We start from the raw sequence: 21432 nt of genomic DNA on the forward strand, positions 1-21432 counted from the left end.
CGCCCCCGCGCGGATGAGCGGATGAACGGCCCCGAGGCCCCCGGCGGCCCCACGCTGCGCCCGCTGTCCGCACGGTCGGTGGTCCTGAGCCTGCTGCTCGGCACGCATCCCCCCGAGCTGCCGGTGCGGGAGCTGGTGCGGCTCGTGGAGGGCTTCAACGTCGGCGGCTCCACCGCGCGGGCGGCGCTGAGCCGGATGGCGGCCGCCGGGGACCTGCGGCGCACGGACACCGGATACCGCCTCAGTGAGCGGCTGCTGGAGCGTCAGCGGCGCCAGGACGAGGCCGTACGCCCGCACACGCGCGCGTGGCGGGGCGACTGGGAGATGCTCGTCGTCACCGCGACGGGACGCGGTCCGGCCGAACGCGCCGACCTGCGCACCCGGTTGACCGCCCTGCGCCTCGCCGAACTCCGCGAGGGCGTCTGGCTGCGCCCCGCCAATCTGCGCCGGCCGCTGCCCCCCGACCTCGACCGGGTGGCCGAGCGCCTCGTCTCCCGTCCGGAGCGCCCGGCGGGTGAACTGGCCGCGAGCCTGTGGCCGCTGGACGCCTGGTCCGGCACGGCCCGGGAGCTGCTCGCCCAGGTGGACCGGGCCCGGCGTCCGGCCGAGCGCCTCACCGCCTTCGCGGCCGTCGTGCGCCACCTGCTCGCCGACCCGGTGCTGCCCGCGGAACTGCTCCCGCCCCGCTGGCCGGGGGCGGCCCTGCGGGACGCCTACACGCGGTACCAGCGGGAGCAGTCCGGACAGGTCCGGGCGGCGGGCGCCCGGACCTGACGCGTCACCTGTAGGTGATGTCGGACGACGCGTACTTGCAGTACGTGCTGTCGGGGCCCGAGCCGTTGGAGCCCGGCTCGGCGCCGGTGTTGTTGCCGATGTACTTCTGGCACGGCACGATGCTCCTGCCGCTGTCCCCGATGATCGTGATGTTGCGCAGGGTCGCGCTGTCGCCGTAGTTGGTGTTGATGCCGGCGATCCGGCCGCCCTTCCAGTTCACCTCGATGGTGTTCAGGTTGATCGTCCGCTTGTACTGCGTCGAACAGTTGCCGCAGGAGCGGACGAAGGTGCCGAAGTTCTGGACGGCGAAGTTGGAGATGTTGAGGGTGCCCGCGCCGTTGAACTGGAAGACCTTGTCGCTGGCTTCCTTCGCGCCGCCGCCGGAGACGGTGTAGACGTTCGACGAGGAGGAGCCGCGGAAGGTCGCCGCGTCCTCGCCGACATCCTCCCACCAGACGTTCTGCAGGGTGCAGCTGCCGTCGCAGTGGATGCCGTCTGCGGCGGGGGCACCGATGATGACGTTCTTGAGGACGGATCCCGCGGCCAGTTTCAGGATCGGCGACTGGTTCTCCTCCTGGCCGCCGGTGCCCAGGGCGCCGGTGCCGTACAGGCGCTTCATCCCGTAGTCCTTGGTGCCGGAGACCGAGATGGTGGCGGAGACGCCTTCGCTGCCGTTGGGGGCCGGCCAGGTGGCGGCCTGCGCCGGGGAGGCCCCGGAGGACATGAGCATGCCAACCGAGAGGCCGAGGGCGGCCAGAGTGCCGGTCGCCGCGCGCCGGTGTGCGCGGGGACGTGTCGCAGCGGTCATGTTCTGGTCCCTTCCATGAGGAGTGGGGGAGCGGGGGATCGAGGGAGTGGGGTGGAACGGAACATGTACATGAATGTTGTTCGCCACTGTGTCCCGAACGGCAGACATGAATGGCGCGTGCGGGGTTTTCAGTGGACCGGGATGTTCGCGACGGTCATGCTGATGAACGGGACCGTAAGGGGTAAGCGCTTTCTGGTCAACGCTTCGCGCGATATGTGTTCGCCGCCGTGCGTGTTCCGTTCGTATGGAATGTGATCATTCGGTTACGTTGCGTGCGTGCTCGAAGCATCGTTCGTTGATCGTTCTCTTCAGCTTTCCGACCGCTGTCCGGACGACGGTGAGATGTCCGTGCGGCACACCTGGGTGGTGCGGGAGGGCGGCACCACGACCGCGTGGTTCAACGTCCGGCTGGCGTTCGCCGACGGCGCCCGGCTGGACGCCCTCGCCGTGCTGTCCGGCCGGGAGGTGCGGGTCGAGGGCGTGCGGGCCGAACCGCCGCTCTCCCTCGACGATCTGGCCGTGCTCGCCGAGTGGCTGGAGAACCCGCTCTTCGAGGCCTGTGTGCCGGCCTCGGGCCGGGCCGCGCCGCGCCGGGCCCGTCCGGCGTGGCCGCGCGGCAGGGAAGGGTGCCGGCTCGCCGCGCGGGAGTACCGGGCGGCCCGGGATCAGGGTGCGGACCCGGTCCTCGCTGTGATGCGGGTGACCGGGCACAGCCGGCGCAAGTCCCTCAGACTGATCGGGCAGGCGCGCGACGAGGGGTTTCTGGCACCGCGTCGAGCGCGCCGCTGAGACGCGGCCGGCGGCCTGTCACAGCATCCCGCGCATCCGCGAGATCTCGCTCGTCTGCTGGGCCACCACGTCGTCGGCCATCTCCTCGATCTGCACGTTGTTGCCCTGCGACTTCACGTCCGTGGCCATGGTGATCGCGCCCTCGTGATGAGTGATCATCAGGGTGAGGAAGAGCTGGTCGAAGGACGTGCCCTGTGCTGTGCGCAGCTTCGCCAACTGCGCCGTCGTCGCCATGCCCGGCATCGTGGCGTGATCGTGTCCGCCGCCCGACTCCGTCTTCCCGTGCGTCGTCAGCCAGCCCTTCATCGCCGCGATCTCGGGCCCCTGCGCGGCGGAGATCCGTTCGGCGAGCTTCTTGACCGGGCCGGACTCCGCGCGCTGCGGCACGAGTGCGGTCATCTCAAGTGCCTGGGCGTGGTGCTGGATCATCATGCGCGCGTAGGAGACGTCCGCCGAGTTGGGGGAGTCGTCGTCGGCGCGCTGCTTCGCGGCGTCCTCGGCGGACAGCGTCCGGTTGTCCTCGCCCGGCTTGCCCGGAGCGATCACCGAGGGTCCGGTGGCCGCCGCCGACCCGGTGTCCGAACCCGAGTCGCAGGCTCCGAGCCCGAGCACGGCCAGCGCGGTGAGCGAGACCGTGACGAGCGAAGCACCGGACAGCGCGGGACGAAAGGGCACAGCGACCTCCTGTGGCTGGGGTGCCCCCTGTGGGGGACGGGTGCGGGAACACCTTGTGGGTGCGATGACCGTCCTAGCACGCTTCCGCGCGTCACTGATCGGAAAACTTCATTGCGAGTTTGTTGCCCCCTGTTGGTATGTGCATGGCGAAGACGATACTGCGGGGTGCGTGAACCGTTCCAACGGGAACGGACGTAGGGAGGAAACAGTGACCCTGTTGAACGACCCGCGAACGCGGCGCAGACGCCTGGGAGTCGCGGCCGCCGCAGCCGGACTCCTGTCCGCCCTGCTGACCGCCGGCCCGGCCGTCGCGATCCCCGACCCCGGGGACAGCCCGGCCACGTCGAAGGAGGTGTCCACGAGCGAGCGCGCCGAGGTGCGCGACGCCATCAAGAGCGGCGAGATACCCGGTCAGGACGAGATAGTCCACTCCGACAACATCGAGCACCTGGTCAACATCCCCAAGGACGCGCTGCCCGGCACCAATTCGGACCTGGCCTTCCAGGGCCGGTACGCCTTCGCCGGCAACTACGACGGCTTCCGCATCTTCGACATCAAGAACCCGAAGAAGCCGAAGACCGTGGCCCAGGTGCTGTGTCCCGGCTCGCAGAACGACATCTCCGTCTCCGGCGACCTGCTGTTCCTGTCGACCGACTCCTCGCGCAGCGACAGCAGTTGCAACAGCACCACGCAGCCGGCGACCGAGAAGTCCTCCTGGGAGGGCATGAAGGTCTTCGACATCAGCGACAAGCGGAACCCGAAGTACGTCGCCGCCGTCGAGACCGCCTGCGGCTCGCACACCCACACGCTGGTGCCCGACCGCAAGAACGTCTACATCTACGTCTCCTCGTACTCGCCGCACGTCTCCTACCCCGACTGCCAGCCGCCGCACGACGGGATCTCCGTCGTCAAGGTGCCGCGCAACGCACCCGAGCGGGCCGCCGTGGTGGGCTTCCCCGTGCTGTTCCCGGGTGAGGGTCCCGACGGCGGCGGCAACCCGGGCAGCCCGACCAACCCGGGCGTCTCCAAGACCACCGGCTGCCACGACATCACCGTCCTGCCCTCCGAGGACCTGGCGGCGGGCGCCTGCATGGGCGACGGCATCCTGATCTCCATCAAGAACCCCGAGCGGCCGAAGGTCATCGACCGCGTCCAGGACAACGTGAACTTCGCGTTCTGGCACTCGGCGACCTTCAACCAGAAGGCCGACAAGGTCGTCTTCACCGACGAGTTGGGCGGTGGCGGCGCCGCCACCTGCAACGCGGAGATCGGCCCGAACCGCGGCGCCGACGGCATCTACGACATCGTCGGCAAGGGAGACAAGCGCAAGCTGGTCTTCCGCAGCTACTTCAAGATCCCGCGCCACCAGGCGGACACCGAGAACTGCGTGGCCCACAACGGCTCGCTGATTCCGGTCAAGGGCAAGGACATCATGGTCCAGGCCTGGTACCAGGGCGGCGTCTCCGTCTGGGAGTTCACGAACTCCTCGCGGCCCAAGGAGATCGCCTACTTCGAGCGGGGTCCGCTGAGCACCGACACGATGGTCACCGGTGGCTCCTGGTCCGCGTACTACTACAACGGCTACATCTACTCGAACGACATCGCCAAGGGCTTCAACGTCCTCAAGCTCAGCGACCGGCGCACCGACCCGGCCGGACGGGTCCAGCTGCGTGAACTCAACACGCAGACTCAGCCGGACTACTTCGACTGAGCCGGCCGGTCGGCCCGGTCCGCCGGGTCGGCCCGGCCGGGCACACCGGTCGCGAAGAACCGCGACAGGTCCGTGTCGCACATCGTCCCGCCGGGCGCCTCGGCGTCCGGCGGGACACCCAGTTCCCACTCCAGCCGGTAGCGCCTGAACAACTCGGCGCGCAGCGTCGGCAGGGGCATCGGCGCCCCCGGTACCAGGGCCGCGAAGACGGCGCCCATCAGCAGCGCGCGCATCATCGGATAGTCGCGGTCGACCTCGCGCGAGCCGTGCCGGGCCACGGTGTCCCGCAGCAGCTCCGCGAGGCGTCGCTGCTCCGGACAGGACACGAAGCCCTCCGCCTGGAGCAGGCCCGCCATGTGCTGGCGCATGAGCACCGGCCGGTCCCGGGCCAGGCCCAGGATCGCGTCGATCGCCCGCGCCATCCGCTCCGCCCCCTCCGCCGTGCGCGGCTCGCGCTCCAGCGCCTCCTCCAGCGTGCGGTGCATCAACCGGTGCACGGCCGACTGCACCAGCTGGCGCTTGCCGGGGAAGTAGTACGAGACCAGGCCCCGTGCCGAGCCCGCCCGGTCGGCGATGTCGCCCAGTGTGGTCGCGTCGTACCCGTGCTCACCCACCAGCTCCACCGCGGCCCGCAGGAGCCGCTCCTTGGAACGCCGGCGCAACTCTTCATTGACCGAGGCGCTGCGCGGGGACATGCTGTACTCCTGCGTTGACTGGCTGGCGGCCAACTATACTCGGCGCAGGCGGACCGCCCTCCAGGGTCCGGTCCGGCCATTGTCCGTCCCGGGCGACACGGGGGATCGTCCGGGACGGATGAAACGATCCTTCGGTTGCCTCGGGCTACGTGCCGGTCAGGGCACCAGGTCCAGCACCGGTCGCAGCCCGGCGGGGCGTTCGCCCACCGGCAGATGGTCCACGAAGTGCACCCCGCAGCCGAGGGCCGCCGCGCCGCCGTCCGCCCGCCGGTCGTCGCCGACCATCAGCGTCCGCCCCGGTTCGACGCCGAGCCCCGCGCAGGCGGCGGAGAACAGCCGCGGGTCGGGCTTGCGGATGCCGTGCTCGAAGGACAGGACGTATGTGTCCACGTACCGGTCGAGGCCGTGCGCGCGGAAGACCGGCCGCAGATCCCAGCCGATGTTGCTGACCACCCCCACGGCGACCCCGCGCCCGCGCAGCGCGCTCAGCACCTCGGCGGCGTCGGGGTAGGGACTCCACGCCTCCGCGAGCATGTGCCGCTCGTACAAGGCGTCGTGCAGTCCCGGATCCGGCAGCGGCACCTGCCGGGAGAGGCCGGTGTACGCGGCCCGGTGCAGCGCGGAGCTGTGGTCCCGCACCTCCCAGACCTCGGCCAGTTCCTCCGGCACCCGCACCGGCGGCGCACCGCCCGGCTGCGCCCCCGCCGTGTGCAGCGCCTGGGCGGTCTCGGCCAACTCCGGGCCTGACAACGCCGATCCGGCGCTGTCGAGCGCTGCGCGCAGCCAGGCGGCGGTGGACTCGACGCGGAACAGGGTCCCGGAGAAGTCGAACAGTACGGCGGCCATGGGCGGATCCTACGAGGGGGTGTCGCGTTCCCGGTGGATGGATACCGGACGATACGGCGGCGGCCGAAGCGGTCGGGGCCTCCGTGACCGGCCCGCGGCCCGGCGGTCGGGGGCCACCGGCCCCTCGCGGTTCGGTGGGTGGGGCCCGGCTGTTGTGGTCGGGTGGTTGGGGTCACGCGGCTCTCACGGTCCGGCGCGTGGGGTCGTCCGGTGTTCGGTGTCGGGTGGTTGGGGTGCTGGCCGGCTGTTGTGGTCGGGTGGTTGGGGGTCACCCGGTTCTCACGGTGCGGCGGCTGTGGGGTCGTCCGGCGTTCGCTGTCGGGTGGTTGGGGTGCCGCTCGGCTGTCATGGTTGGGCGGTTGGAGGCTACCCGGCTCTCACGGTCCGGCGCGTGGAATCAACCGGTGTTCGCTGTGCGGTGATTGGGGAGCCGCCCGGCTCTCGTGGTCGGGCGGACGGGGGTCACCCGGCTGTCGTGGTGTGGTGGGTCGGGGCAACCGGCCCCGTGGTCCGGGCGCTTGGGGCACCCGGCTCTCACGGCCGCGCGGAGCGGTCGCCCGTCCACGGATGCCGGCGCCGGTGTACCCGTACCGCGAGCGCCGCGACCAGGGCGCCCAGGAGCCAGCCGCCGACCACGTCCGTGGCCCAGTGGACGCCGAGCCACACCCGTGTCACGCCCACGCCGGCCACCGAGACGACCGCCGCGGCCAGGGCGGTCCGGCGCGGGTCGCGGGCGGCGCCGTAGTGGTGGAGCAGCCACACCAGCAGGCCGCACACGAAGGTCGCGGTCATGGCGTGCCCGGAGGGGAAGGCCGCGAAGCGGGCGGAGTCCACGGGATCGGACCAGACCGGGCGGGCACGGTCCACGGCCGCCTTGAGGGCCTGTTGCAGGAGGCCGCCGAGCAGACAGGCGGCCGCCAGCCACACGGCCGTCCACCGGTCCCCGCGGCGCAGCCACAGCCACAGCACCACCACCGCGCACAGCAGCCGTATGGTCCAGGTGTCCCACACCCAGCCGCTCAGAATCCGCGCGGCGTGCGTGAGGCCGGGTTCGTCGACGGCCCAGCGGTGGGTCGTGTCGGCGATGTCGTCGTCCAGGCCGGTCAGCGGACGCCAGTCGAGGGCCACCAGGGTGAGCAGGAGCGCGGAGCACACGGCCAGCACCCAGATGAGGCGGAGGCCGGCGCGGGTTTCCGGCGGACCGGGCGGCGTCTGCATCCCGCGATACTCGCCGAACCGGTGGCCGAGGGGCCAATTCCCGGGGCGGAGGGCGTGGCGGGCGCCCCCCTAGCTCAGTGCCCGCAGCCCCGGTGCGAAGGCCACCAGCACCGGGACCGCCGGCACCAGCGCCGCCGCAGCCGTCAGCCGCAGCCGGCGGGCCGCCGTCAGCCGGTTCGGTGGGGTGAGCAACCGGTGCACCCGCTGCGGGACATGGGCCTGCGTGGCCGGGCACGGGCCGAAGACGCCGCGGTGCTCGTTGAGTTCGACCAGGGCCAGGGCGGTCGTCAGCCGGCCGAAGCGGCGGGAGGCCACGTCGTCGGCGGCGAGTTCGATCAGGCGGTGCATCTCGTCACGGAACGCGGCGAACACCGGGACCTGCGGGAATCCGTCCGCCAGCGCGTCCGAGCAGTTCAGCAGCCAGTCGTGCCGGGCCCGCGCGTGCCCCCTCTCGTGGGCGAGGACCGCGTCCAGTTGCCGCCCCTCCAGGCGGCGCAGCGCGGCGGTGGTGACGACCAGTTGCGGGGGAGTGCCGGGCAGCCACCAGGCGTCGGGCCGCTCGCTCTCCAGGACGACGAGCGGATCCGAGCCGGGCACCTCGCCGGGCAGCGCCGGGGCACGCCGCAGCAGTTCGGCCCGGTGACGCCGACGCCGGGTCCTGGCCCGTACGATCTCCCGCGTCAGCATCGCGGCGCTCCACAGGCCGCCGCAGGCCAGTACGACGGCAGTCGTGCCCGCCCACGGGCCGGAGGTGCCGAGCGCGTAGGCCTCCACCACCGGGCCCGGCGCGGTCGCGAAGACCGGCCCGCCCACCGCGTGCCAGGCCGCCGCCGCGCTGAACGTCATCGACAGCGCGCAGCACACGAGCACGGCCGCCACCACGCACTGCCACATCCACAGGGCGACCACCGGTTCGCGGTCCGGCCAGTCGGCCCGGCCGAGCACCCTGGGGCCGAGCACGGCGGTCAGGGCGCCGAGCAGCAGCAGTGCCGCGGGGAGCATCATGGGGGCAGCCTATGAGCGCGGCGCCGCCCGCAGTGCGGGCCGCGGCACAAAGTGACGCAGGCAACGATTGCGTACGGCGAACGCCGGTCGATCCTTCCGCGGCCGGGTGTCACAGGGTCAGCAGCATCGCCAGCATCGCGATCCCCATGGAGAGCCGGCAGGCCCGCGCCAGCTCGGGCCGGTCGCCCCACCCGGCCGCCGGAGCGCCGCCCGCCACGGCCACGACCGGCATCAGACGTACGCCGGTCAGCAGGACGTATCCGGTGAAGTACAGCAGCAGGGCGCCGGTCAGCGCGGGCGCCCCGGACGCGCCGTGCCCGTGGGCGGGGGCGCCCGCCATCACCACCGCCATGTAGACCATGGCCGCGTCCGCGACGAGGTGGTGCAGATGATGCCGCCCGGACCGGGCCGCCCACAGCGCGCGCAGCGCGGCGGCGCCGAACACCACCGCGTAGGCGGTCCAGGCCCAGGGGGGTGGGCTGAACACCGCCGCGGGCACCGCCATGGCGGCCATGCCGAACCCCATGAGCGCCTCGCCGCCCGCGGCACGGCGCTGTTCCTCGACGCTGCTGCGCATCCGCAGCAGGCAGTAGGCGCCGGTCGCCGCGCACAGCGCGACCAGCAGCCATCCGGGCGACGCCGGTCCGTGCACACGCACCTCCCCGATCGGCGGTCCACGGTCTGTCAAGGACTGCCCGGACCACGCGGTGCACACGCGAGCGCAAGGGTGTGCACGGGGGTACTCGGGGGAGCGCACGGCATCGTTTACTAATAAAACACCTGCTAAAGTCATTTCTCATGAGCAGTGCGACCCCCACCTCCGGCACCCCGCCGGCCCAACGTCTGTCCCTGGCGGGCGTGCTGCGCCTGCGCCGGCCCTCCGAGATCTGGTTCAAGCCCGCCCTGAGTTCGGTCGTCGCCGTCGCCCCGCCCAACCTGACCCTGCTCGCGCTCGGCCGGCTCGACCTGGCGATGTACACGATGGCCGGGTCCCTGTGCGCGCTCTACGCCCACAACCGCCCCTACGCCGCCCGCGCCCGCACCCTGGCGTGGGTGGTGCTCGGCATGCTCGGCGGTGTCGCCGTCGCCCTGGTCACCGCCTCGCTCACGCGCGACGCGGTCGTTCTCGTCACCGTCGGCGCCCTGCTGGCCGCCGTGCAGAAGGCGCTGTGCGACGCCACCCGCGTCGGCCCGCCGGGCAACGTGGTCCTCACCTTCATCAGCTCCGCCGCCCTCTTCGTCCCGCAGACCCTCGCCCAGGTACCCGGGCACCTGGCACTGGGCGCCGCCGCGGGCGCCTGGGCCTGGCTCGTCGGCATGGCGCCCGCCCTGGTCCGCCCGCACGGCCCCGAACGCCGGGCCACCGCCCAGGCACTGAACGCCGCCGCCGCGTACGCCGCCACCCACGCCGCCGGCGACGGCCACGCACCCGCCCGCGCCGCCGGGTACGCCGCCGTGCAGGCCGCCTGGCAGACAGTGCTGTCCCTCCCGGCGAAGGGCGGCCGCGCCACCACCCGGCACGCCCTGGAACACCTCCTCGTCCGCGCCGAGGTCGCGCTCGCCGCCCCCGACGACACGGACCCGGGGCGGCTGCGCGAGTGGGCCCGCGCCCTGCGCGGCACCGGCCGGATCCCGCACCCCGGCGACACCCCGGGGGCCACCGACGAACTCCTCGGCGCGGACGCCGAACTCACCGCCCGCCCCGCGCCCCTGTGGCGGCGGCTCGCTCCGCTGACCCCGATCGCCGTGCGCACCGCCCTCGGCTGCGCGCTGGCCGGCTACGCCTCCCTCGCCCTCGGCACCGGCCGCCCCTACTGGGCCCTGGTCACCGCCGCCGCGCTCTACCAGGCCAACCTGACCCTGACCTGGAGCCGGGCCGTGCAGCGCGTGGTCGGCAACCTCGCGGGGGTGCTGCTGTTCGCCGCCATCGTCCCGCTCGCCCACCTCGGGCAGGCCCTCCTCGTCCTGTTCTGCCTCGCCCTCAACTTCGGCGCCGAGGCGCTCATCACCCGCAACTACTGGCTCGGCAGCGTCTGCGTGACCCCGATGGCGCTGCTCATCACCGAGTTCGCCGGCTACCAGGAACCCGGCGAACTGATCACCGAGCGGCTGACGGACACGCTCGTCGGGGCCCTGGTCGGCTTCCTGGCCGCCGTCGCCGTCACCAACCGGCGGGCCGGGAGCCGGGTCGAACAGGCGCTCACCGCCGCCGACCGCGCCCGCGAGCACGCCGCCCGCCTCCTGGCGCAGCCCGACCCCGCCCCCGGCGCCCTGGAGGCCGCCCGCCGGGGACTGGCCGCCGCGCTGGCCGACCTGCGGGCCACCGTCGACGGGGCGGCCGGCGAATGGTGGGGACGCGCGCTGCCCCAGGAGAGGGTCGTGCTCGCCGAGCGGTCCGGACACCGTACGCTCGCCGCAACGGTGCGACGCCAGGCAGCGCGCCCGGACCGGGACACGGGCACGAGAGCGGAGGACGTACGGCCATGACCGCAACCGACGGGGGTTCGGCGACCGGGGGCGACGTGGGGGACGGCGACGTGGCAGTCGGCGCCGGAAGGGGCGGTACGGGCGGGGACACCGTGGCCGCGGTCGTGCGGCAGTGGCGGGCCGTCCACCCGGACCTCGACACCGGGCCGATGGAGATCATCGGCCGCATCAACCGCTGCGCCGCCCTCCTCCAGCAGGCCGAGGACGCCCCGCTGCGCCGGGCCGGCCTCAGCCGGGCCGAGTTCGACCTGCTCGGCGCGCTGCGGCGCACCGGGCACGAGCTGACCCCGGGTGAACTGTCCCGTGAGACCTTCTCCTCGGGCGCCGCCGTCACCAAGCGCCTCAAGCAGCTCACCGAACGCGGTCTGGTGGAACGCCGGGGCGACACCCGCGACCGCCGCGTCGCCCACGTCCGCCTCACGGACACCGGACGCGACCTCGTCGACGGCATCCTGCCGGAACAGCTCGCCTACGAGTCCGCCGTCCTGTCCGGCGTCGACGGGCCCCGGCAGGGCGAGTTGGCCACACTCCTCGGCGGACTGCTGGGCCAGCTGGAGGGACGCCTGGACGCGCTGCGGGTCTGAACCGGAAGGCCCCGCCGGGTGGCTCAGCGCTCGTCCCCCGCCCGGTACACGCCGAACATCGCGCCCTGCGGATCCCGCAGTACCGCGATGCGCGGCCCGTCGGGCGGGGAGGTGGGCAGCATGAGCACGGTGCCGCCGCCGTCGGTCGCCCCGGCCGCGGCGCTGTCCACGTCCACCACCGCGAAGTACGGCAGCCAGTGCGCCGGCACCTCGTGCGGGAACTTGTCGTCCATCGTCACCATGCCGCCGAAGTCCGCCCCGTCGACGCCCCACTGCGGATAGCGCGCCGACGCGGTGACGGTCCAGCCGAACACCGTGGTGTAGAAGTCGGCGGCCCGGTCGGGCTCCCGGGTCAGCAGCTCCACCCAGCCCAGCGAGCCGGGCGCGTTGAACACCCCGGCACCGGGGAACGGGCCCGCCTGCCACAGTCGGAACAGCGCCCCCGTCGGATCGGCGGCCACCACGAACCGGCCCGAGTCGAGGATGTCCGTGGGCCCCTGCGCGACCGTCCCGCCGGCGGCCGTCACCTGCCGTACGGCGGTGTCCGCGTCGTGCACGGCGAACGCCACGTTCCACGCGACCGGCCGTGTCTCCCGGCCCAGGGGCGTCAGGGCGGCCACCGCCGCTTCGCCCAGCCGGGCGATGGCGCGCCCGCCCGCCGGCTGCTCCCCGTCCGGCTCGGAGCGCCAGCCGAACAGCTCGGCGTAGAACCGCCGGGCCGCCGCCGGGTCGGTGGTCTCCAGCTCCGCCCAGCAGGGCCCGCCGGTCACCGGTTCGTGGAGCTTCATCGTGTGGGGCGTCCTTCCGCAGAGCCGCAGACCGTCCGTCCCCCTCCAGCACGCTAAGGCCGGGTGCGGACCGCGGCCATCCGGCGCCCGGCCGGCTCAGATGCCGGGCCGGTAGCGCAGCGGGTGCTCCGCGGGCACCTCCACCAGCACGATCCGCGTGCCGTCCGGGTCCGCGATCCACATCTCCACCAGCCCCCAGGGCTCCTGGACCGGCGGACGCGTGATCTCGACGCCCCCGGCCCGCAGCTCCTCGTGGGCCGCCGCCACGTCCGCGACCTGGAGCCACACCTGGAGCGCGGGGGAGGCGGGGGCCTCGGAGCGGCCGGAGACCTCCAGGAATCCGCCGCCGAGGAAGTAGACGGTGCCCCGCTCGGGACCGGTGCCGAACTCCCGGTGGACGGCGAGGCCGAGCTGCTCGCCGTAGAAGGCGCGGGAGCGGTCGGGGTCGGTGGGGCGGAGCAGGATCCGGCTGCTGAGTACATGCACCATGCGCCCCGAGAGTACCGGCGGGGTTACTCTCGTCGATGCCCGCGCCGCGCCCGAGAACGAACCGGAGACGCTCCACATGGACACCATCGCCAGCCGGCTGACCTACCGCGACGCCACCGAAGCCGACGTGGACGGGATCGTCGCGCTCGTGGAGTCCGCGTACCGCGGAGAGTCCAGCCGGGCCGGATGGACCACCGAGGCGGACATCCTGCGGGGACAGCGCACCGACCCGCAGGGCGTGCTGGAGGTCGTCGAGTCGCCGGACAGCCGCCTGCTGACGGTCGAGCGGGACGGCCGGATCGTCGCCTGCTGCCAACTGGAACACCGCGGGGCGCACGCCTACTTCGGGATGTTCGCCGTCGCTCCGTCGCTCCAGGGCGAGGGCCTCGGCAAGACGGTCATGGCGCAGGCGGAGCGGCAGGCCCGCGAGGCGTGGGGGGTCACGGAGATGCACATGACCGTGATCTCCGTGCGCGAGGACCTCATCGCCTGGTACGAGCGCCGCGGCTACCGCCGTACGGGAGAGATGACCCCCTTCCCCTACGGCGACGAGCGCTTCGGCATCCCGCAGCGCGACGACCTGCGGTTCGAGTTGCTGGTCAAGGCGCTGGTGTGACGCTCACGCCGTGAAGCGGCCGGTGCGTTTGATCTCCGGGTAGTCGGTCGTGGCGCCGTCCAGGCCGAGGGCGCGCACCAGCCGCAGTTGGTCCTGGGTGTTCACCGTCCAGGAGAAGACCCGCAGGTCCGCCTTGCGGGCCCGCTCCACGATCTCCAGCGTGACTCTCCTGAACGTCGAGACACAGGGTCGCGGCCCCGGCCGCCACCGCACGGTCCACGATCTCCGGACCGTAGTACTGCGCGACCAGGGCGGTCCGCACGCCCGGCACCAGCCGGGCGATCTCGACGATGGCCTCGTCGTGGAACGAGATCACCTCCACCCGGTCCACCAGGTCCCGCCGGCGCATCACCTCGGCGAGCACCCGCGCCGCCGCCGCGTCCTTGATCTCGGCCTGCAACGGCACCGACACGGCGTCCAGCACCTCCTCGAAGACCGGGACCCGCTCCCCGCGGCCCGCGTCGAGGGCGCGCAGCTCCTCCAGGGTCTGCTCGGCGATCGCTCCGGCGCCGTCGGTGGTGCGGTCCACGCGGGCGTCGTGCATGACGACGAGTGCGCCGTCCTTGCTCAGGTGCAGGTCCAGTTCCACGAGGTCGAGGCCGGCCTGTTCGGCGGCGACGAAGGAGCGCAGGGTGTTCTCGGGCTCGACGCCCATCACTCCGCGGTGACCGATGGTGAGGAAGTTCAAGGCTCGACTCGCTTCCGTCGACGGCGGCGATGGCAGGGCGCAGCCTATCGGCCCTGCGCAAGCGTTTCCCCTCCGCCGCGCCTGGTATACGACCCCGGCATCCCGCAGGAAAAAATGCGGTTAAGACCCGGGTGGCGCAGGATAATTTGCGGAGGCTCCCCTTGCTGGGAGAAACCTCGTATGCGTACGGTGTCCTGACGTGAGCTTCTCCCGTGGAGGATGGGACATGACGGAAATTCTTGTGCAGGTGGGTGCGGAGGGGAAAGTTCCTCCGGCGAGCAGGGTGGTGGAGCACCCGGCGTGGCCCGTGCTCAAGGATGCCGTGGAGCGGATCCGGCCATGGCAGTCCAAGGACGGGTCGATCGACTTCGACGCCGAGGGCGCCCCGGACCGCGCCACCGCCGAGGACGCGGTACGCCAGGTCGCCGAGGCGGTCCGGGAACTGTCCCCGCTGCTGACCCACGACCGCGCCTACCACGAGGCCCTGGTGCGCGACCTCGGCCGCTGGGCCGACGGCGGCTTCCAGGTGCCCGACTTCCTCGACTCGCTGCTGGCCTTCCAGCCCGCCGCGAACCGCGCGGACGGCCTTCAGCACCTGGTCGTCTTCGCGATGTACACGCAGAACGGCAACCCGGACCGCAACCTGGAGGCGGTCGTGCTGCGCATGGTCTGGCCCGACTGGCTGGCCGAACTGGAGCGCACCCGCTACGACAACCCGCTGTTCTGCGGCATCACCTTCGAGGACTTCACGTCCGGCTACGACACCAACTCGGCCGTCCTCTTCCCGGAGACCATCGCCGTGCGCGAGGCCCCCGAGCGCTTCTCCTGGGGCGGCATCTTCTGCGACCGCGAGGCCGCCCGCTTCCGCAGCGTCACCGAGGCCGCCGTCGGCATCCTCGGCCTGGAACTGCCCGAGGACGTCGCCGCGATGGTGCACGACCAGAAGCGCTGCGAGGAGGCCTTCGTCCTGTGGGACATGGTCCACGACCGCACCCACAGCCACGGCGACCTGCCCTTCGACCCGTTCATGATCAAGCAGCGCCAGCCGTTCTGGATGTACGGCCTGGAAGAGCTGCGCTGCGACCTCACCGCCTTCAAGGAGGCCGTGAAACTGGAGGCCGACGGCGTCCCGCAGGCCCGCGACGTGCAGTACGCGGTGCTCTTCGACCGCATGTTCCGCTTCCCGGTCACCGGTGAGCGCGTACGCAACTACGACGGCCTCGGCGGCCAGCTCCTCTTCGCCTACCTGCACAAGCACGATGTCGTGCGCTGGACCGACAACAAGCTGTTCATCGACTGGCAGCGCGCCCCGCAGGTCACCAACCGGCTGTGCGCCGAGATCGAGACGCTCTACCGCGACGGCATCGACCGCCCCAAGCTCGTCCACTGGTTCGCCGGCTACGAGCTGGTCTCCGCCTACCTCGCCCCGCACCCCGGCTCGAAGTGGGCCAAGGGCCCCGACGCCCTCGACCTGACCCTGCCGCCGCGCAAGCTCGTCGACGACGTGCTTCCGGACGAGTTTCCGCTGAGCATGTTCTACGAGGCGCTGTCCAAGAAACTGAAGAACGTGATCGCCTCGACCCGCGGCATCACGGCGGACGGCGCCGAGCGGGCCGCCGCGTGAGCGACGGCACCGGCACGCGGGAACGGGCCCGGCAGGCACATCAGGAGGCGAGGACCATGAGGAACGGGGCGCTCGACGGCGCGGTGATCGCGGTGGCCGGAGCGGGCGGACCCGCCGGACGGGCCGCGCTGCTGCGGCTCGCCCAGGCGGGTGCGGTCGTCGTCGGTTCGGACAACGACCCCGAGCGCCTCGCGGAGGCCGTGGACGCGGCGCGCTACGCGCACGGCGGCGCCACGGTCACCGGTGAGACGGTCGACCTGTTCGACCTGGACTCCGCACGGGCCTGGGCGGACCGCATCGAGAAGGACTACGGACACGTCGACGGCCTGGTCCACCTCGTCGGCGGCTGGCGCGGCAGCCAGACCTTCACCAAGACCGACCTCGGCGACTGGGACCTCCTGGAGAAGCTGCTCATCCGCACCGTGCAGCACACCTCCCTCGCCTTCCACGAGGCGCTCCAGCGCAGCGACCGCGGCCGCTACGTCCTGATCAGCGCCGCCGGTGCGAGCCACCCCACCGCGGGCAACGCCGCCTACTCGGCCGCCAAGGCCGCCGCCGAGGCCTGGACGCTGGCCATGGCCGACTACTTCCGCAAGGCGGGGGGCGACCGGGGCCCGACCTCCGCGGCTGCGATCCTGGTGGTCAAGGCGTTGGTGCACGACGCGATGCGCGCCGAGCGCCCCAACGCGAAGTTCGCGGGCTTCACGGACGTGCGTGACCTCGCCGAGGCCGTCGCCGGAGTCTGGGACAAGCCCGCCGCGGAAGTGAACGGAAACCGTCTGTGGCTGACCGAGAAGCCGTGAATCCCCCGAAGACCGACGCGCGTCGCCATCACGACCCCGAGGTCCGCGGTTTCGCCAGTGACAACTACGCCGGCGCCCACCCCGAGGTGCTCGCCGCCCTGGCGCTGGCCAACGGCGGGCACCAGGTCGCGTACGGGGAGGACGCGTACACCGACAACCTCCAGCGCGTGATCCGCAGCCACTTCGGCTCCGGCGCCGAGGCGTTCCCGGTCTTCAACGGCACCGGTGCCAACGTCGTCGCGCTCCAGGCGGTCACCGACCGCTGGGGCGCGGTCGTCTGCGCCGAGAGCGCCCACATCAACGTCGACGAGGGCGGCGCCCCCGAGCGCATGGGCGGCCTGAAGCTGCTCACCGTGCCCACCCCCGACGGCAAGCTCACCCCCGAGCTGATCGACCGGCAGGCGTACGGCTGGGACGACGAGCACCGCGCGATGCCGCAGGTCGTCTCGATCACCCAGAGCACCGAGCTGGGCACGCTCTACACGCCGCAGGAGATCCGCGCCATCTGCGAGCACGCCCACGCCCGCGGCATGAGGGTGCACCTGGACGGCTCCCGGATAGCCAACGCCGCCGCCTCCCTTAACGTCCCGATGCGGACCTTCACCAACGCGGTCGGCGTCGACCTGCTCTCCCTCGGCGGCACCAAGAACGGCGCGCTGTTCGGCGAGGCGGTCGTGGTCCTCGACCAGGACGCCGTGCGCCACATGAAGCACCTGCGCAAGCTGTCCATGCAGCTCGCCTCCAAGATGCGCTTCGTGTCCGTGCAGTTGGAGGCCCTGCTGGCCAAGGACCTGTGGCTGCGCAACGCCCGGCACGGCAACGAGATGGCCCAGCGCCTGGCCGAGGGGGTGCGCGCCGTGCACGGCGTCGAGATCCTCCACCCGGTCCAGGCCAACGCGGTCTTCGCCCGTCTGCCGCACGAGGTGAGCGAGCGCCTGCAGAAGCGGTTCCGCTTCTACTTCTGGGACGAGGCCGCCGGCGACGTGCGCTGGATGTGCGCCTTCGACACCACCGAGGACGACGTCGACGCCTTCGTGGCCGCCCTCAAGGAGGAGATGGCCCGCTGAGCCGGGACCTTCCGACCTATGCATAGGTATGCGGTCACCTGAAAAGTCATTGACTTGCGGGTGATCGCTTTCCTATGCTCTGCGGGCATGCAGCTGATCCAGACAACCCCCGACCTGTCCGCCTACCTGGCCGCCGACGAGGCCATCGACCACGACCATCCGCGCGTGCGGGAGGCGGCGGGGCGGCTCGCCAAGGAGGCGGAGGACTCGTATGCCTATGCGCGGCTGGCCTTCGAGTTCGTGCGGGACACCATCCCCCACTCACAGGACTCGGGGGACCCGCGCGTGACCTGGCGGGCCTCCGACGTGCTGGAGCGGCGCACCGGCATCTGCCACGCCAAGGCCCACGCCCTGGCCGCCCTGCTGCGGGCCGAGGACATCCCCACCGCGCTGTGCTACCAGAGGCTCGACGTGGTGCACGGGCTGGTCGCCGTACGCTTCAACGGTGCCTGGCATCGGCAGGACCCGCGGGGCAACAAGCCCGGCGTGAACGCGCGGTTCTCCCTGGGCCGGGAGCAACTGGCCTTCACGCCGGACCACGAGGCGGGCGAGGAGGACTGCCCCGAGCTGTACGCCGCACCGCATCCGGCCGTGCTGGACGCCCTGGAGGCGGCCACCGACCGAGCGCATCTGGGGGCCCTGCTCCCCACCTCGCTCTGAGGCGCCCGGCTCAGAGCGCCTCGGCCGTGCGCACCTGCTCGGGCGTCGGGGCCGTGCCGCCCAGATGGGCCGGCATCCACCAGGTGTCGTCCGCGCTCTTGGGGCGCACCGGGTAGGCGCGCTGCGCGGCCTCCAGCAGCTCCTGCACCCGCCCGCGCAGCCGCCGGGTGATGGCGCCCGCGTACTGCTCGCGGGAGGCCTCCATCGCCTCGCCGACCCGGATCGTGACCGGGATGTGGCTGCGCTTGAAGTTGCGCGGGTGGCCCTTGGTCCACAGCCGCTGCGTGCCCCACACGGCCATCGGGACCAGCGGCACGCCGGCCTCCTGCGCCAGCCGCGCGGCGCCCGACTTGAAGCTCTTCAGCGTGAACGACTCGGAGATCGTCGCCTCCGGGAAGACTCCGACGATCTCGCCGGACTTCAGCGAGTCCAGGGCGTGCGCGTACGCCGCCTCGCCCTGCTTGCGGTCGACCGGGATGTGCTTCATGCCGCGCATCAGCGGGCCGGAGATCCGGTGCCGGAAGACCGACTCCTTCGCCATGAAGCGCACCAGCCGCTTCTGCGGCAGCGCGGCCAGGCCGTCGAAGATGAAGTCCAGGTAGCTGATGTGGTTGCTCACCAGCACGGCGCCGCCCGAGCGCGGGATGCTCTCCGAACCCTGGCAGTCGATCTTGAGGTCCCACACCTTGAACAGGGTGCGGGCGAGACCGATGACCGGGCGGTAGACGAGTTCTGCCATGGGCGGGTCGGACCCTTCCTTGTCAGTCAGCCTGGGAAGGGGACTCCCAGTCGAAAGTTACGCAGCCGTAGGTTTACGGCTTGTCGCAGATCGTGCCCCAAGAACGGCCCGTGTACCAGCCTTGGTGCCCGTCCGCGGAGAGATACTCATCACTCACCCGGTCTTTTCACGGCCGGAGGACGATGCCGGGCCGGGAATCTCAGCCGCCCCGCGAGCGCTGCACCCTGTGGACGGCCGGACCGGCGGCGCGCGCACGACGCGCGCCCAAGTGCCGCGGACGCGGCGGAACGGGGGAGCGCTCGTGCGCGGGCAGGACGACGACAGGCGGCCGGGGGCCGCCGGCCCACGGCTGGACGCGGCGGACCTGGGCGCCGAACTCGGCGTCCGCGCCACCCTCGTGCAGTTCTCCAGCGCCTTCTGCGCCCCCTGCCGGGCCACGCGGAGGGTCCTCGGTGAGGTGGCCGGCCTGGTCCCCGGCGTCGCCCACGTCGAGATCGACGCCGAGGCCCGCCTCGAACTCGTCCGCGCCCTCGACGTACTCAGGACCCCCACCGTGCTGGTCCTCGACGCCGGCGGCCGGGTCGTGCGGCGCGCCGTCGGACAGCCGCGCAAGGCGGATGTGATCGCCGCGCTGGGCGAGGCGGTGTGATCACCGCCACTCCGGTGCTGAGGCGTTCTCCACAGCTTCCACACCCCGGGACGTATTTGACTGTGTGTGCCACTCCTCGTGAGCCCGACCGTATGCCTCGCACCCCGTTGCCGGGAGCGAGGCGCAACGCAGAAGGACACCCCCGTATGACGGCCACACCCGACCTCGGCGCCCCGCGCACCGCCGACGACGACCTGCTGCGGTCCGTCTTCCGGCGGCACGCGGCGGGCGTCGCCGTGATCACCGCGCGCGGTGGGGCCGGTCCGGTCGGCTTCACGGCCACCTCCCTCGCCTCCGTCTCCGCCCGGCCGCCGCTGCTCTCCTTCGGCATCGGCACCGGCGCCTCCAGCTGGCCGACGGTGTCCGCGGCCGAGCACGTCGGCGTGCATCTGCTGGGCGAGCACCAGGAGGACCTGGCGGCCACCTTCGCCCGCAGCGGCGCCGACCGCTTCGCGGAGCCCACCGCGTGGCGCGAGGGGCCCGAGGGGGTGCCCGTACTGGACGACGTCCTCGCCTGGCTCGTGTGCCGCGTCGTCGCCCGCGTGCCCGCCGGGGACCACCGCGTCGTGCTGGCCGAGGTTCTCCTCGGCGATTCCGCGGGCCGGGGCCGCCCTCTCCTCTACCACCAGGGGCGATACAGCGGGTTGCGGGAATGAGCGGCCCTCGGGGGCGCCTCTGCGGAGGTGTCGGGTTCCGGTTACGCTGCGTTGCGAAGGTCACAGTTCAAAGCGCTTGCTCAGCGGGAAAGAAGTGGATGTACTGACGAGTAATATTCCGGGTGGAGCGCGGGTCGCCCCGACCGGATCGGCCGCTTGGGGCGCCTATGCTGCCTGCAAGAGGCAGCACAGAAATGTCGACGCAGTAGGAGAGCCGGCGTGAGCTTGAGGATCGTTGTCACTGTGAAGTACGTGCCCGACGCCACTGGCGACCGGCATTTCGCCGATGACCTGACCGTCGACCGGGACGACGTGGACGGTCTGCTCTCCGAACTGGACGAGTACGCGGTCGAGCAGGCGCTGCAGATCGCGGAGGACCGCCGGGACAAGGGCGACGACGACGTGGAGATCACCGTTCTGACGGTGGGCCCCGAGGACGCCAAGGACGCCCTGCGCAAGGCGCTGTCCATGGGCGCCGACAAGGCGATCCACGTCGATGACGACGACCTGCACGGCACGGACGCCATCGGCACCTCCCTCGTGCTGGCCAAGGCGATCGAGAAGGCCGGTTACGACCTGGTCGTCTCCGGCATGGCCTCCACCGACGGCACCATGGGTGTCGTGCCGGCGCTGGTCGCCGAGCGCCTGGGGGTGCCGCAGGTGACGCTGCTGTCCGAGGTCTCCGTCGAGGGCGACACGGTCAAGGGCCGCCGTGACGGCGACTCGGCGACGGAGCTGCTTGAGGCCGCGCTGCCGGCCGTCGTGTCGGTCACCGACCAGTCGGGCGAGGCGCGTTACCCGTCCTTCAAGGGCATCATGGCGGCCAAGAAGAAGCCGGTTCAGTCCTGGGACCTGTCCGACCTCGACATCGACGAGGACGAGGTCGGTCTGGAGAACGCCTACACCGCGGTCGACTCCGCCGTCGAGCGCCCGGCGCGCACCGCGGGCACGATCGTCAAGGACGAGGGCGAGGGCGGCAAGCAGCTCGCTGCCTTCCTCGCGGGCCAGAAGTTCATCTGAGCCCCGGATTCGCCGACCGCCCCTCACATCTCGCAAGCAGG

23 protein-coding genes and 1 pseudogene are annotated in these 21432 nt (G+C 72.2%); 13 read left to right on the forward strand and 11 right to left on the reverse strand.

The genetic code is table 11. The features are described 5' to 3' along the window. The first annotated feature begins 21 nt into the window (after positions 1–21). Complete coding sequence (locus AC4IHM_RS29350) at positions 22–774, forward strand: PaaX family transcriptional regulator C-terminal domain-containing protein (protein WP_490869978.1); 753 nt, start codon at positions 22–24, stop codon at positions 772–774. 4 nt (positions 775–778) lie between these two features. Here the strand turns inward: AC4IHM_RS29350 and AC4IHM_RS29355 are convergent, their stop codons facing one another. Continuing rightward, a complete protein-coding gene (locus AC4IHM_RS29355) occupies positions 779–1582 on the reverse strand; it encodes a pectate lyase (protein ID WP_490869979.1) in 804 nt (267 codons plus the stop codon). Between the two features lie 342 nt (positions 1583–1924). On the opposite strand from AC4IHM_RS29355, the gene AC4IHM_RS29360 reads away from it, so the two are divergent. After that, a complete protein-coding gene (locus AC4IHM_RS29360; protein WP_490869980.1) occupies positions 1925–2371 on the forward strand; it encodes a DUF6214 family protein in 447 nt (148 codons plus the stop codon). 18 nt (positions 2372–2389) lie between these two features. Here AC4IHM_RS29360 and AC4IHM_RS29365 read toward each other — a convergent pair whose 3' ends face one another. Further along, the gene (locus AC4IHM_RS29365) at positions 2390–3046 is read right to left on the reverse strand and encodes a DUF305 domain-containing protein (RefSeq protein WP_490869981.1); all 657 of its coding nucleotides are present in this window, start codon (positions 3044–3046) and stop codon (positions 2390–2392) included. Between the two features lie 208 nt (positions 3047–3254). On the opposite strand from AC4IHM_RS29365, the gene AC4IHM_RS29370 reads away from it, so the two are divergent. After that, the gene (locus AC4IHM_RS29370) at positions 3255–4757 is read left to right on the forward strand and encodes an LVIVD repeat-containing protein (protein WP_490869982.1); all 1503 of its coding nucleotides are present in this window, start codon (positions 3255–3257) and stop codon (positions 4755–4757) included. Here AC4IHM_RS29370 and AC4IHM_RS29375 read toward each other — a convergent pair. From AC4IHM_RS29375 to AC4IHM_RS29395, 5 genes are all read right to left on the reverse strand, one after another. After that, positions 4745–5452, reverse strand: coding sequence for a TetR/AcrR family transcriptional regulator (locus tag AC4IHM_RS29375; RefSeq protein ID WP_490869983.1), 708 nt, complete (start codon positions 5450–5452; stop codon positions 4745–4747). The two genes, AC4IHM_RS29370 and AC4IHM_RS29375, sit on opposite strands and share 13 nt — an antisense overlap. Positions 5453–5608: 156 nt before the next feature. Next, positions 5609–6298 (reverse strand): HAD family hydrolase, encoded by a 690-nt coding sequence (locus AC4IHM_RS29380; protein WP_490869984.1) that lies wholly within the window; start codon positions 6296–6298, stop codon positions 5609–5611. 534 nt (positions 6299–6832) lie between these two features. Further along, the gene (locus AC4IHM_RS29385) at positions 6833–7516 is read right to left on the reverse strand and encodes a phosphatase PAP2 family protein (RefSeq protein WP_490869985.1); all 684 of its coding nucleotides are present in this window, start codon (positions 7514–7516) and stop codon (positions 6833–6835) included. Between the two features lie 69 nt (positions 7517–7585). Further along, positions 7586–8521 carry a M56 family metallopeptidase gene (locus tag AC4IHM_RS29390; protein ID WP_490869986.1) on the reverse strand — a complete coding sequence of 312 codons (936 nt, stop codon included), beginning with the start codon at positions 8519–8521 and terminating at the stop codon, positions 7586–7588. A gap of 109 nt (positions 8522–8630) precedes the next feature. Further along, positions 8631–9173 (reverse strand): DUF5134 domain-containing protein, encoded by a 543-nt coding sequence (locus tag AC4IHM_RS29395; protein ID WP_490869987.1) that lies wholly within the window; start codon positions 9171–9173, stop codon positions 8631–8633. Between the two features lie 146 nt (positions 9174–9319). On the opposite strand from AC4IHM_RS29395, the gene AC4IHM_RS29400 reads away from it, so the two are divergent. Then, positions 9320–11008 (forward strand): FUSC family protein, encoded by a 1689-nt coding sequence (locus tag AC4IHM_RS29400; protein ID WP_490869988.1) that lies wholly within the window; start codon positions 9320–9322, stop codon positions 11006–11008. Further along, positions 11005–11592, forward strand: a complete 588-nt coding sequence (locus AC4IHM_RS29405) for a MarR family winged helix-turn-helix transcriptional regulator (protein WP_490869989.1) — start codon at positions 11005–11007, stop codon at positions 11590–11592. The genes AC4IHM_RS29400 and AC4IHM_RS29405 overlap by 4 nt, the downstream gene beginning before the upstream one ends. A 23-nt stretch (positions 11593–11615) precedes the next feature. Here the strand turns inward: AC4IHM_RS29405 and AC4IHM_RS29410 are convergent, their stop codons facing one another. Next, the gene (locus AC4IHM_RS29410) at positions 11616–12380 is read right to left on the reverse strand and encodes a VOC family protein (protein ID WP_490869990.1); all 765 of its coding nucleotides are present in this window, start codon (positions 12378–12380) and stop codon (positions 11616–11618) included. A gap of 96 nt (positions 12381–12476) precedes the next feature. Continuing rightward, positions 12477–12869 carry a VOC family protein gene (locus AC4IHM_RS29415; protein WP_490869991.1) on the reverse strand — a complete coding sequence of 131 codons (393 nt, stop codon included), beginning with the start codon at positions 12867–12869 and terminating at the stop codon, positions 12477–12479. Positions 12870–12945: 76 nt separating this feature from the next. Between AC4IHM_RS29415 and AC4IHM_RS29420 the strand changes: the two genes are divergently transcribed. Next, positions 12946–13485, forward strand: a complete 540-nt coding sequence (locus tag AC4IHM_RS29420) for a GNAT family N-acetyltransferase (RefSeq protein WP_490870975.1) — start codon at positions 12946–12948, stop codon at positions 13483–13485. Between the two features lie 3 nt (positions 13486–13488). Here AC4IHM_RS29420 and AC4IHM_RS29425 read toward each other — a convergent pair. Then, positions 13489–14173 (reverse strand): annotated as a pseudogene (locus AC4IHM_RS29425) (glycerophosphodiester phosphodiesterase). Positions 14174–14399: 226 nt separating this feature from the next. On the opposite strand from AC4IHM_RS29425, the gene AC4IHM_RS29430 reads away from it, so the two are divergent. The 4 genes from AC4IHM_RS29430 to AC4IHM_RS29445 all read left to right on the forward strand — a co-directional run bounded on the left by AC4IHM_RS29430 (position 14400) and on the right by AC4IHM_RS29445 (position 18327). Further along, positions 14400–15797: a DUF6421 family protein gene (locus AC4IHM_RS29430; RefSeq protein ID WP_490869992.1), complete on the forward strand. Its 1398-nt coding sequence runs from the start codon at positions 14400–14402 to the stop codon at positions 15795–15797. A gap of 56 nt (positions 15798–15853) precedes the next feature. After that, positions 15854–16600: an SDR family NAD(P)-dependent oxidoreductase gene (locus AC4IHM_RS29435; RefSeq protein ID WP_490869993.1), complete on the forward strand. Its 747-nt coding sequence runs from the start codon at positions 15854–15856 to the stop codon at positions 16598–16600. After that, positions 16597–17667: a threonine aldolase family protein gene (locus AC4IHM_RS29440; protein ID WP_490869994.1), complete on the forward strand. Its 1071-nt coding sequence runs from the start codon at positions 16597–16599 to the stop codon at positions 17665–17667. The genes AC4IHM_RS29435 and AC4IHM_RS29440 overlap by 4 nt, the downstream gene beginning before the upstream one ends. A gap of 87 nt (positions 17668–17754) precedes the next feature. Further along, on the forward strand, positions 17755–18327 hold the full coding sequence (locus AC4IHM_RS29445) for a transglutaminase domain-containing protein (RefSeq protein WP_490869995.1): 573 nt from the start codon (positions 17755–17757) through the stop codon (positions 18325–18327). Between the two features lie 10 nt (positions 18328–18337). On the opposite strand, the gene AC4IHM_RS29450 is transcribed toward AC4IHM_RS29445, so the two are convergent. After that, positions 18338–19066 carry a lysophospholipid acyltransferase family protein gene (locus tag AC4IHM_RS29450; protein ID WP_490869996.1) on the reverse strand — a complete coding sequence of 243 codons (729 nt, stop codon included), beginning with the start codon at positions 19064–19066 and terminating at the stop codon, positions 18338–18340. A gap of 268 nt (positions 19067–19334) precedes the next feature. On the opposite strand from AC4IHM_RS29450, the gene AC4IHM_RS29455 reads away from it, so the two are divergent. The 3 genes from AC4IHM_RS29455 (at position 19335) to AC4IHM_RS29465 (ending at position 21391) form a co-directional block, all read left to right on the forward strand. Beyond that, a complete protein-coding gene (locus AC4IHM_RS29455) occupies positions 19335–19715 on the forward strand; it encodes a thioredoxin family protein (RefSeq protein ID WP_490869997.1) in 381 nt (126 codons plus the stop codon). 146 nt (positions 19716–19861) lie between these two features. Continuing rightward, on the forward strand, positions 19862–20371 hold the full coding sequence (locus AC4IHM_RS29460) for a flavin reductase family protein (RefSeq protein WP_490869998.1): 510 nt from the start codon (positions 19862–19864) through the stop codon (positions 20369–20371). 219 nt (positions 20372–20590) lie between these two features. Continuing rightward, the gene (locus tag AC4IHM_RS29465) at positions 20591–21391 is read left to right on the forward strand and encodes an electron transfer flavoprotein subunit beta/FixA family protein (protein WP_490869999.1); all 801 of its coding nucleotides are present in this window, start codon (positions 20591–20593) and stop codon (positions 21389–21391) included. The last annotated feature ends 41 nt before the right edge of the window (positions 21392–21432 follow it).

Source organism: Streptomyces sp. SL06, from assembly GCF_058244745.1.